General features: G+C 71.8%; 7 protein-coding genes and 1 pseudogene. 4 read left to right on the top strand and 4 right to left on the bottom strand.

Translation table 11 applies throughout. From position 1 onward, the window contains the following. Nucleotides 1-1,769, top strand: a 1,769-nt coding sequence (locus tag GWI24_RS32120) for an ABC transporter ATP-binding protein (RefSeq protein WP_210949572.1), incomplete at its 5' end; no start/stop codon positions are given. 140 nt (nt 1,770-1,909) lie between these two features. On the opposite strand, the gene GWI24_RS32115 is transcribed toward GWI24_RS32120, so the two are convergent. Next, nucleotides 1,910-2,353, bottom strand: a complete 444-nt coding sequence (locus GWI24_RS32115; protein WP_210949564.1) for a hypothetical protein — start codon at nt 2,351-2,353, stop codon at nt 1,910-1,912. Nucleotides 2,354-2,535: 182 nt separating this feature from the next. Between GWI24_RS32115 and GWI24_RS32110 the strand changes: the two genes are divergently transcribed. Then, the gene (locus tag GWI24_RS32110) at nt 2,536-3,939 is read left to right on the top strand and encodes a S28 family serine protease (RefSeq protein WP_210949562.1); all 1,404 of its coding nucleotides are present in this window, start codon (nt 2,536-2,538) and stop codon (nt 3,937-3,939) included. A gap of 73 nt (nt 3,940-4,012) precedes the next feature. Here GWI24_RS32110 and GWI24_RS32105 read toward each other — a convergent pair whose 3' ends face one another. After that, nucleotides 4,013-5,947 carry a glycoside hydrolase family 3 protein gene (locus tag GWI24_RS32105; protein WP_210949574.1) on the bottom strand — a complete coding sequence of 645 codons (1,935 nt, stop codon included), beginning with the start codon at nt 5,945-5,947 and terminating at the stop codon, nt 4,013-4,015. Between the two features lie 245 nt (nt 5,948-6,192). On the opposite strand from GWI24_RS32105, the gene GWI24_RS32100 reads away from it, so the two are divergent. Beyond that, complete coding sequence (locus GWI24_RS32100; protein ID WP_210949561.1) at nt 6,193-7,413, top strand: macrolide family glycosyltransferase; 1,221 nt, start codon at nt 6,193-6,195, stop codon at nt 7,411-7,413. 367 nt (nt 7,414-7,780) lie between these two features. On the opposite strand, the gene GWI24_RS32095 is transcribed toward GWI24_RS32100, so the two are convergent. Then, nucleotides 7,781-8,695, bottom strand: coding sequence for a LysR family transcriptional regulator (locus tag GWI24_RS32095; RefSeq protein ID WP_210949559.1), 915 nt, complete (start codon nt 8,693-8,695; stop codon nt 7,781-7,783). 97 nt (nt 8,696-8,792) lie between these two features. Here GWI24_RS32095 and GWI24_RS32090 point away from each other — a divergent pair. Next, nucleotides 8,793-9,674, top strand: a pseudogene (locus tag GWI24_RS32090) (EamA family transporter); the annotation flags it as partial. A gap of 154 nt (nt 9,675-9,828) precedes the next feature. On the opposite strand, the gene GWI24_RS45750 reads toward GWI24_RS32090, so the two are convergent. Further along, complete coding sequence (locus GWI24_RS45750; protein WP_247617154.1) at nt 9,829-10,626, bottom strand: sugar phosphate isomerase/epimerase; 798 nt, start codon at nt 10,624-10,626, stop codon at nt 9,829-9,831. Nucleotides 10,627-10,779 lie beyond the last annotated feature (153 nt).

Here is a 10,779-nt window from a genome sequence, read left to right as displayed (position 1 = left end):
CCGACATCGACGAGGAGCGGGCCGCCCGCCCCGAGGAGGCGTACGGGCTGCGGCGGTTGCTGCGCGGCTTCGGGGCGCCGCTCCTGGTGGCGCTGGCGCTCGTGGCCGTGGACGCGATCGCCGGGCTGCTGCTGCCCGTGCTCATCCGGCACGGGATCGACCAGGGCGTCCAGCGGCTCTCGCTCGGCGCGGTATGGGCCGCCTCCGGGCTCGCGCTCCTCGTCGTCCTCGCGCAGTGGGCCGCCCAGATCGGCGAGACCCGGATGACCGGGCGGACCGGTGAACGAGTGCTCTACGCCCTGCGCGTGAAGATCTTCGCCCAGCTCCAGCGGCTCGGTCTCGACTACTACGAGCGCCAGCTGAGCGGCAAGATCATGACGCGGATGACCACCGACGTCGACGCGCTGTCCACGTTCCTCCAGACCGGCCTCGTCACCGCCGTGGTCAGCCTGCTGACCTTCTTCGGCATCCTGGTGGCGCTGCTCATCATCGACGTGGAGCTCGCGCTGGTGGTCTTCCTGACCCTGCCGCCGCTCATCATCGGCACGGTGGTGTTCCGGCGCCGCAGCGTCAAGGCGTACGAACTGGCCCGCGAGCGCGTGAGCGTGGTCAACGCGGACCTTCAGGAGAGCGTGGCGGGGCTGCGGATCGTGCAGGCGTTCCGGCGCGAGCGGTCCGGCCGGGAGCGGTTCGCGGCGCGCAGCGACTCCTACCGCCAGGCGCGGTTGCGCGGTCAGCGGCTGATCTCGGTGTACTTCCCGTTCGTCCAGCTGCTGTCGTCCGTGGCCTCCGCGCTGGTGCTCATCGTGGGCGCCGGGAGGGTCGGGGACGGCACCCTGACGGCGGGCGCGCTGGTGGCGTATCTCCTCTACATCGACCTGTTCTTCGCCCCCGTCCAGCAGCTCTCCCAGGTCTTCGACGGCTATCAGCAGGCCACCGTGTCGCTGGGCCGCATCCAGGAGTTGCTGCGCGAGCCCACCACCACACCGGTGGCCGAGGCCCCGCGCGAGGTGCGCGCGATGCGTGGCGAGATCGCCTTCGACGATGTGCGGTTCCGGTACGGGGACGGCGAGGAGGCGCTGGCGGGCATCTCGCTCACGATCCCCTCGGGGCAGACCGTGGCGTTCGTCGGGGAGACCGGGGCCGGTAAGTCCACTCTGGTCAAGCTGGTGGCGCGGTTCTACGACCCGACGCAGGGCGCCGTGCGGGTGGACGGTGTGGATCTGCGCGAACTCGACCTCACCGGATACCGCGGCCACCTCGGGGTGGTCCCGCAGGAGCCGTATCTCTTCGCCGGGACGGTGCGCGACGCCATCGCCTACGGACGGCCCGGCGCGAGCGACGCGGAGGTGGAGGCCGCCGCGCGGGCGGTCGGCGCCCATGCCATGGTGGCGTCGCTCGACGGTGGCTATCTGCACGAGGTCTCCGAGCGCGGGCGCAATCTCTCCGCCGGGCAGCGGCAGTTGATCGCGCTGGCGCGCGCCGAGCTGGTGAACCCGGACATCCTGCTGCTCGACGAGGCCACGGCCGCGCTCGATCTGGCCACCGAGGCCCTGGTCAACCAGGCCACGGATCGTCTGACGGGACGGCGCACCACACTGGTCGTCGCCCACCGGCTGACCACCGCCGCCCGTGCGGACCGGGTGGTGGTCCTGGACCACGGCCGGGTCGTCGAGGACGGCACCCATGAGGAGCTGGTGGCGCGGGACGGCCGGTACGCCGCGCTGTGGCGCACCTTCACGGGCGAGACGGCCCCCGCCGTAGCCTAGGCGCTCCGCTAAGCGCTCCGCTCGACGTGCCGGGATGCGTCGTCGGTCGGCTGCGGCGCCGTCGTGGCCGGTCGCGCAGTTCCCCGCGCCCCTTCGGGGCGGTAACGCTCAGCGTTCGCCCTTAGTTACGTACGGTAACGTCACGGTTCCATGCCGCTGGCCCTCGCTATGCCCTCCACCTCCCGCCGGTCCCGCTCCCGCTGCTCCGCCTCGGCCGCCACCCGCTGCTTGTGGCGGTGCAGGAAGTCGGGGTCCTCGGCCCGCTCCTGAGGCACCAGCACCTTCATGCCCTTGGCGTGCGGACTGTCCCCGAGGTCGACCACCACACGCTCGTCCTGGGAGGTGAGCAGGCCGAACAGCACCAGCAGCTCGGCCTGGAGAGCAGGGGTGAACAGCTCTTTCTCCTCCGGCCCCATCCCGAGCTCGTACGTCCCCCCGCGGACGGCCGGTGAGGTGCTCAACTCGCGCAGCAGCCGCATCAGCAGCTCGAGCGAGCGAGGATCGATCCGTTCCTGCAATTCGTTCAGATACCGCGTCAGTCGCTCGGCCCGTTCACTCCGGTCGTGCCGTTCGTCTCGGTCCATACAGGCAGCATGAGCCATCACAGCCCGCTACGAAAGAGGGCGTCGGTAACAACTCTCCGTATTCGGCCTCGGGTTGGAGCGTTGACGGCATCTGGCGACGCGAGTGTGTGCCCGGATAGGTTCTCGGCGACCTGTGCGAATTCACGGGGCAAAGGGTCATCACGGCAACAAGGGGAGGGTGCATGCGCAAGATGCTCAGATGGCTGTTGTCGCTCGCGATACTGGTGGGGACGGTCGGCGCGGGCGCCGGAAGCGCGTCCGCGGCGCCGGCCGCCCCCGCCCAGCCGGACATCAAGGAACGTGTCCTGGCGATTCCCGGAATGCGTTTCGAGGCGGAGCAGCCCTACGAGGGCTATCGCTTCCTCGTCTTCAGCTACGCCCAGCCGGTGGACCACCGGCATCCCTCCAAGGGCACCTTCCAGCAGCGGTTCACGCTGCTGCACAAGGCCACCGACCGGCCCACGGTCTTCTACACCTCGGGCTACAACGTCACCACCGCACCGCGCCGCAGTGAGCCCACGCAGCTGGTGGACGGCAACCAGGTGTCCATGGAGTACCGTTTCTTCACTCCCTCCCGGCCCCAGCCCGCCGACTGGTCCAAGCTGGACATCTGGCAGGCCGCGAGCGACCAGCACCGCCTCTTCCGGGCCCTGAAGCCCATCTACGGCAAGAAGTGGCTGGCCACCGGCGGCAGCAAGGGCGGGATGACGGCCACCTACTACCGCCGCTTCTACCCCCGGGACATGGACGGCACCGTCGCCTACGTCGCGCCCAACGACGTGGCCGACAAGGAGGACTCCGCCTACGACCGCTTCTTCGCAGGCGTCGGCACCGCCGAATGCCGCACCAAGCTCAACGCGGTGCAGCGCGAGGCGCTGGTGCGGCGCGACGAGATCGTGAAGCGCTACCAGAAGTGGGCGGACGACGAGAAGCAGACCTTCACCGTCGTCGGCAGCGCCGACAAGGCGTACGAGAACGTGGTCCTGGACCTGGTGTGGGCCTTCTGGCAGTACCACCTGCTGAAGGACTGCGCGGACGTCCCCGCCCCGACCGCGTCCACCGACGAGCTGTACGGCTTCATCGACGAGATCTCGGGCTTCTCCGCCTACACCGACCAGGGCCTGGAGACCTACACGCCGTACTACTACCAGGCGGGCACCGAGCTCGGCTCGCCCACCTTCAAGACCCCGCACCTGGCCGGGCTGCTGCGCTACCCCGGCATCTACGCCCCGCGCAGCTATGTGCCGCGTGACATCCCGATGCGCTTCAAGCAGGGCGTGATGCGGGACATCGACCGCTGGGTCCGGCACGACGCCCACCGGATGCTCTTCGTCTACGGCCAGAACGACCCGTGGGGTGCCGAGCGCTTCCAGGTCGGCAAGGGCGCCAAGGACGCCTACGTCTACACGGTGGCTGGCGGCAACCACGGCTCCAGCATCGCCCAGCTGACGGGTGACCAGAAGGCCAAGGCAACCGCCGAGGTGCAGCGATGGGCGGGCGTCAGCCCGACGAGCAAGCCCCTCGCCCGGCACAACGCGAAGCTCGACCGCCGCGAGACCGAGCGCGAGCCGGTGTTGCGGCCCTGATGAGCCACGCTCCGTTCGGTGAGGTGACCGACGACCGGGGCGAAGCCACTTCGCCCCGGTGAGCGAAAGCCTCTCAGTACGTCAGCCCGTGTCCGATCGGGTACAGCACCCGGGACGGGTCGTCCGCGTGCCGGACCGCGACCGGCAGTCTGCCGCGCGGGGCGGTCCGGCCCGCGATGACGCGGGCGGCGGCGCGCAGTTCCACGTCCGTCCAGCAGTAGGCGGCCAGCGAGGCGCCGGGAGCCGCGTCGCGGCCGCTCAGGCGCGCGATGTCGTACGGATTGCGCAGGGCCAGGTGCACCACCGGCACGCCGGTGGCCACCAGCCGTGCCACCAGGGTGCGCTGGGCGGAGCCGGAGGCGATGTCGTACGTCGTCACGATCACCGCGTCCCGTTCCCGCGCCGCCGCGACCGCCGCCTCGATGCGCTGCGGGGAGGGGCCGGGGGAGCTGGCGGTGCCGGTGGTGAGCGCCTCGGTGCGGAAGCCGAGGCCGGACAGGGCGCGGGCCAGGACGGACGTCGGCGGGCCGCCGGTGCCGGAGGGCGCTGCGGCGTCCACGCCCACCACCAGCAGGTCGCGGTGGCGGCGCGGCGACAGCGGCAGCAGTCCGCCGCGGTTGGTGATCAGGGTGGTGGTGCGCTCGGCGATGCGGTCGGCGGTGGCGCGGTGCTCGCGGGTGCCCACCGTACGGTTGACCGCGCGGTCGCTGGTGTACGGATCGTCGAACAGGCCCCGGCGCGCCTTGAGTTCGAGGACGCGCCGCAGCGAGCGGTCGATGCGGTCCTCGCTGAGCTCGCCGGCCCGGACGGCCTTGCGTACGCCTTCGAAGGCGAGGGACAGGCTCGGCGGGTTCAGCAGCTGGTCCACGCCCGCCTTGAGCGCCAGCACCGGCACCCGGTCGTCGCCGTACTTCTTCCGCACCCCCTCCATGCCGAGCGAGTCGGTGACCACCACCCCGTCGTAGCCCAGCTCCTCGCGGAGCACACCGGTGAGGATGGGGCGGGAGAGCGTGGCGGGGTCGTCGGCCGGGTCGAGTGCGGGGAAGAGCAGATGGGCCGTCATGATCGAGTCGATTCCGGCCTCGATCGCGGCCCGGAACGGCGGTGCGTCCAGCCGCTCCCACTCCTTCCGGGAGTGGGTGATCCGCGGCAGCCCGACATGGCTGTCCACGCTGGTGTCGCCGTGGCCGGGGAAGTGCTTGGCGGTGGCCGCGACCCCGGCGCTCTGATAGCCCTCCACCTGGGCCGCCACCATCCGGGCCACGGCCTTCGGATCGGCGCCGAAGGAGCGCACGCCGATCACCGGATTGGCGGGGTCGACGTTGACGTCCGCGATCGGGGCGTAGTCCTGCCGGATGCCGAGCGCGGCCAGCTCCGCCCCCGCGGTGCGGGCGGCCGTACGGGCGTCGGCCTCACTGCCGCCCGCGCCGAGCGCCATGGCGCCCGGGAACAGCGTGGCGGGCGCGCCGACCCGGGCGACGGTGCCGTACTCCTGGTCGGTGGAGAGCAGGACGGGGACGGGCACGGAGGTCGCCAGCGCGGCCTTCTGGATGCCGTTGGAGAGCGCGGCCACCTGATGGGGATCGCGAATGTTGTGTGCCCATCCGATGTACATCACCCCGCCCACGTGATACTTCGCGATCAGCTCGGCGGCGTTGTCGACGCCGATCTCCTCGCGGTTGGCCGCGACATCGGCGGGGTCGGGGCGGGTGGCCGAATGGCCGTACACCCGCATCACGAAGAGCTGGCCGATCTTCTGGTCCAGCGTCATCCGCCCGATGAGCTCGTCGATCCGCCGGCGGTCGCGCTCGTGGTCCCGGCCGGGCTCCGTGGTGGGCCGGGAGGGGGCCGCGGACGGGTTGCCGGAACCGGCGGTGGTGCGGCGCGCGGGGGCCGCGGGCGCGGGGGAGCTGTTCGTCGGTCCGCTGCAGGCACCGGCCGCCGCGGCGGCCAGGGTGGCGGTGAGCAGGGCGCGGCGAGACGTCGTGTGCACCCGCACTCCTTCCATGGGACGTTCGGAGGGGGCGGCCATAAGTGTGCAGGACACGCTGGGACACAAACCGCGGCCGGGTCAAGGAAAGTTGGCCTTTCCCACAGCATCGATATGCGGCTCCGCCGCGTGGCCCGGAAGCGTAAAGGAAAAGACTGGTTAAAGACCGTGATCTGGTGCCTGCACGAAACCGGTACTAAACTCTCGACCGGGTATGCGCGGTATTTGTATGAGGCATCCGTTCTCGCTTATGTTCCGTTTTCATGACCCCACCGACGGGTGCCAAGCCCCCCACACACATCGCCATGTTCGGCATCGCGGCACACGGGCACGTCAACCCGAGCCTGGAGGTGATCCGCGAGCTGGTGGCCCGCGGCCACCGGGTTACCTACGCCATCCCCGAGTCGTTCGCCGAGAAGGTGGCCGAAACCGGCGCCGAGCCGAAGACCTACACCTCGATCCTCCATGGTGAGAATGTGCCGGGCGCCAGAGGCTCCGATCTGATCGACTACATCGAGCCGTTTCTCACCGAGGCGGAGCAGGCACTTCCGCAGCATCTGGCGGCCTACGAGGGCGATGAGCCGGACCTGGTGATGTACGACGTCACGGCCTACCCGGCGCATGTCCTCGCCCATCGGTGGGGCGTGTCCGCCGTCGAACTCGCGCCCAGCTTCGTGCCCTGGGACGGCTACCGCGAAGAGGTCTTCGAGCCGATGTACGCCCATATGCGGCGGTCGGAGCGCGGCCGGGCCTACTACGCGCGCTACCGCGCCTGGCTCGAGGGCAACGGCCTGGCCGGCACCGACCCCGACCGGCTCATCGGCCGCCCCAGCCGCTGTGTCGCCCTCATCCCCGAGCTGCTCCAGCCCAACGCCGACCGCGTCGACACCTCCGTCTACAGCTTCGTCGGCGGCTGCCAGAGCGCCCGCCGCGAGGTGGCGGAGTGGCGCCGCCCGGAGCGGGCCGCCGAGACCGACCGGATCCTGCTGGTCTCGCTCGGCTCCACCTGGACCAGGGAGCCCGGCTTCTACCGCGCGTGTGTCGCGGCGTTCGGCGATCTGCCGGGCTGGTACGTGGTGCTCCAGGTCGGCGAGTTCGTCGACCCGGCCGATCTCGGCGAGATCCCGGCCAATGTCGAAGTGCACACGTGGATACCGCAGTTGAGCGTGTTGCGGAAGGCCGACGCGTTCGTCACCCACGCGGGTGCGGGCGGCGCCCAGGAGGGGCTGGCCTGCGGGGTGCCGATGGTCGCCGTGCCGCAGGCCGTCGACCAGTTCCGCAACGCGGACACGCTCGAGGGGCTCGGGGTCGGCCGCCATCTGCCCAAGGAGGAGGCCACGGCTCCGGCGCTCCGCAAGGCGGTGCTCGATCTGGTGGACGATCCCGAGGTGGCCGCTCGCTGCGCCGCGCTCAAGGCGCGGATGGCCGCGGAGGGCGGGCCGGACCGGGCGGCGGACCTGATCGAGGCGGAGCTGCCGGTGTAAGGGCCTGCCGGGCTGAGGTTCTGAGGGCTTGGGCGCCGCCGACGCTCTGGGAGGGGTGTCGCGTCGGCGGCGGGGTGCTGCTGGCCGCGGGCGGCGGTGAGGTGGTCAGCGACGCAGCCGGCGGCGAGGCCGATTGCCGCCGCGCGGAGACTCCCCATCAGCACGCCGCTTCGACGTACGGCGCCCCGCGCCGGTTCCGCACATGGTGTGCGTACCGCGAATCGGTGGTGAGCGGGGCGTAGGGGGCCAAAGTGGCGGCGGCTCGAAGTGGTGGCGGCCCGAAGTGGTGGCTGCCCAAAGTGGTGGGGGCCCAAAGTGGTGGCGCCCGAGGCGTGGCTGCGCCAAGTGGCGGCGCCCGCAGGGCCGTTCAGCTGATGCGGCGCGGCCAGAGGCCGCCCAGCAGCCGCACCGTTTCGGTGATGGCGGGGCGGCGGGCCGCGCCCGGGCGCCACAGGGCGTACAGCCGCCGTACCGGGACCGGCTCCAGGGGCAGCGCCAGCACCCCGTCCGGCAGCGGACCGCGGCCGAGACGGGGCATGAGCGCGACGCCGAGACCGGCCGCCACCAGGGCGATCTGGGTGTGGTTCTCCGCCGCCTGGTACGCCAGGTCCGGCTCATGGCCCGAGGCGCGCAGCGTACGGACCAGCCAGTCGTGGCACACCGACCCCGGCGGCTGGCAGATCCACCGCTGGCCCGGCAGGTCCTCGCGGCGCAGCGGGCGCCGTGCGGCCACCCGGGCCAGCGGATGTCCGGCCGGGACGAGCAGATCGCACAGATCCTCCCCGATGACCGCCCGTTCCTGCCCCTCCGGGGCGGGCAGCGGGGCGATGTCCCAGTCATGGGCCACCGCCAGGTCGATGACCCCCTGCGCCACCAGGTCCACCGACAGATGCGGGTCCACTTCGAGCAACCGGGCGTCCAGGGCGGGGTGTTCGGTCATGAGCGCGGCCAGCACCACGGGCATCAGCCCGCGCGCCGCCGAGGCGAAGGCGCCGATCACCAGCCGGCCCGTCGGCTGTCCGCGCCGCTCCTCCAGGGTGGTCTCGGCCTCCTCGACGATCGCGAGCAGCTGCTGGGCGGTGGCGGCCAGATGCCGGGCCGCGTCGGTCAGCGCGATGCCCCGGCCCTGCCGCTCCAGAAGGGTCGTCCGGGTCTCCCGCTCCAACTTGGCGATCTGCTGCGATACGGCGGACGGGGTGTAGCCGAGCGCGATCGCGGCGGCGCTGACCGAGCCGTGCACGGACACCGCGTGCAGAGCCCGCAGTCGGCCCAGATCCAGCACAGTTGGCCCTCCTCCTCGCACCTTTAATCGTTACTGCATCCAAGCATGAAGACATCCGCGCTGGTGCTACAAGGTCCGGGCGGCTGATCCTCGACCCATGCGACCTGTGCACATAGCCCTCGCCGTGCTGGTCACGGCCCTGTGGGGGGTCAACTTCGTGGTCATCGAAGTGGGCCTCGACCACTTCCCGCCCCTGCTCTTCTGCGCCCTGCGGTTCCTGGTAGCCGCGCTGCCCGCCGTCTTCCTGGTCGGCCCGCCGAGGGTCGCCTGGCGATGGATCCTGGGGGTGGGGCTGGCCCTGGGCGTGGCGAAGTTCGGGCTGTTGTTCATCGGGATGCACGAGGGGATGCCCGCCGGGCTGTCCTCGCTGGTGCTGCAGATCCAGGCGGTGTTCACGGCGCTGTTCGCGGCCGTCGTCCTCGCCGAACGCCCCGGCCGGCGGCGGCTGCTGGGCATGGCCGTCGCCCTCGCCGGGATCGCGGTGGCCGCCGTGGACGAGGGCACCTCGGGGCCGCTCCTCGGCTTCGTCCTCGTCGTCGCGGCGGCGGCCTTCTGGGGGGTCTCCAACGTCCTCACCCGCAAGGCTGCACCGCCGGACGCCCTGAACTTCATGGTGTGGGTGAGCCTGGTGCCGGTGCTGCCGCTGCTCCTGCTCTCGCTGATGTTCGAGGGCGCGCGGCCCGATCTGGACGCGCTGAGTCGGCTCGACTGGGCCGGGGTGGGCGCGATCGTCTATGTCGCCTGGGTCACCACGGTGTTCGGCTTCGGGGTCTGGGGCTTTCTGCTGCGCACCTACGACGCCTCGGCGGTCGCCCCGTTCTCGCTGCTGGTTCCGGTCTTCGGGATGTCCTCGGCGGCGCTGGTGCTGGGGGAGGGCATCAGTGGACCGCGCTGGCTGGCGGCGGCGCTGCTGGTGGGCGGCGTGGCGCTGACGTCGCTCCCGGCCGGGAGGCTGAGCCGTATGCGCCTCGGGACGCGCCGCCACCCCGAGCCGCCCGAGCCGAACGGTCACGACGGGCCGAGCGATCACGACGGGTGGAGCCGTCACGACGGGCCGAGCGGTCACGACGGGCCGAGCGGTCACGACGGGTCGAGCCGTCACGACGGGCCGATGCCGACCCCGAGCCGGGAGCTCAGGCCGCGTCGGCGAGCAGCCGCAGCAGATGCTCCCGGCCCGGGTCCAGCAGCTCCGGGAACTCCCGTGCCTGCGGATACCACCGCTTCTCGTACTCCCAGGCCAGCCAGCCGTCCCAGCCCTCGCGGCTGAGCAGCTCCACGCACTCGGTCAGCGGCAGCACCCCCTCGCCCAGCGGCAGCGGAGTGGTGTCCTCGGCCGAGGCGATGTCCTTGACCTGGACGTAGCCCAGATGGGCGAAGAGCGCCGGATAGCTGGTGGCCGGGTCCTCGCCGCCCAGCCAGGTGTGCATCACGTCCCAGATCGCCCCCACGCTGCCATGGCCCACGAGCCCGAGGACCCGGGCCGCGTCCGCGCCCGTCCGGTGCGAGTCGTGGGTCTCGAGCAGCAGCCGTACGCCGAGGTCGGCGGCGCGGGGCGCGGCCGCCGCGAGCCGCCGGGCGGCCGTGGCGTCGGCCTCCTCGGCGCTCTGCTCCCCGCCGCCGGGGAAGACCCGGACATTGCGGGCGCCCAGGTCGTGGGCGAGCTCCAGCAGCTCCCCGAGCCCGGTCAGCACCGGCTCGTCCGGCCCGGCCTGGGCGGCGCGCACATATCCGGCGACGGTGAGGATCTCGACCCCGGCGTCCCGGAACTCCGCCGCCACCCTGGCCCGTTCGTCCGCCCCGATCCCCGGGTGCACCGGCTCCTCGGGGTGGGCGCGCAGCTCGACGCCGTGATACCCGGCCCCGGCGGCGAGCCGAGCCACGTCGGGCACGGGCATACCGGGGACGCCGAGGGTGGAGAAGGCGAGCTTCATACGGGCTCCCTTGGTAGGGGTCGTGCGGGACGTGGGGATCTTCTTGCCCTTCATGCGGGACGCTAAGCAGGGGCACGAGCCGAATCAATCCTGCCGTGCCGATCACGCCTGCGGCGTGTCTTGTCCGGTGGCCCAGCCCGTCGTACCCCTACG

The sequence above is a fragment of the Streptomyces sp. MK37H genome (assembly GCF_018035285.1).
In the GTDB taxonomy this organism is placed as follows: domain Bacteria; phylum Actinomycetota; class Actinomycetes; order Streptomycetales; family Streptomycetaceae; genus Streptomyces; species Streptomyces endocoffeicus.
Note: the sequence above shows the minus strand (reverse complement) of the source record. Positions and strands in the feature narration are given on the sequence as shown.

What these genes read in the sequence shown, in the direction of transcription:
- GWI24_RS32115 (WP_210949564.1), bottom strand. Translation starts at nt 2,353, where the DNA reads ATGGACCGAGACGAACGGCACGACCGGAGTGAACGGGCCGAGCGACTG.
- GWI24_RS32110 (WP_210949562.1), top strand. Translation starts at nt 2,536, where the DNA reads ATGCGCAAGATGCTCAGATGGCTGTTGTCGCTCGCGATACTGGTGGGG.
- GWI24_RS32105 (WP_210949574.1), bottom strand. Translation starts at nt 5,947, where the DNA reads ATGGAAGGAGTGCGGGTGCACACGACGTCTCGCCGCGCCCTGCTCACC.
- GWI24_RS32100 (WP_210949561.1), top strand. Translation starts at nt 6,193, where the DNA reads ATGACCCCACCGACGGGTGCCAAGCCCCCCACACACATCGCCATGTTC.
- GWI24_RS45750 (WP_247617154.1), bottom strand. Translation starts at nt 10,626, where the DNA reads ATGAAGCTCGCCTTCTCCACCCTCGGCGTCCCCGGTATGCCCGTGCCC.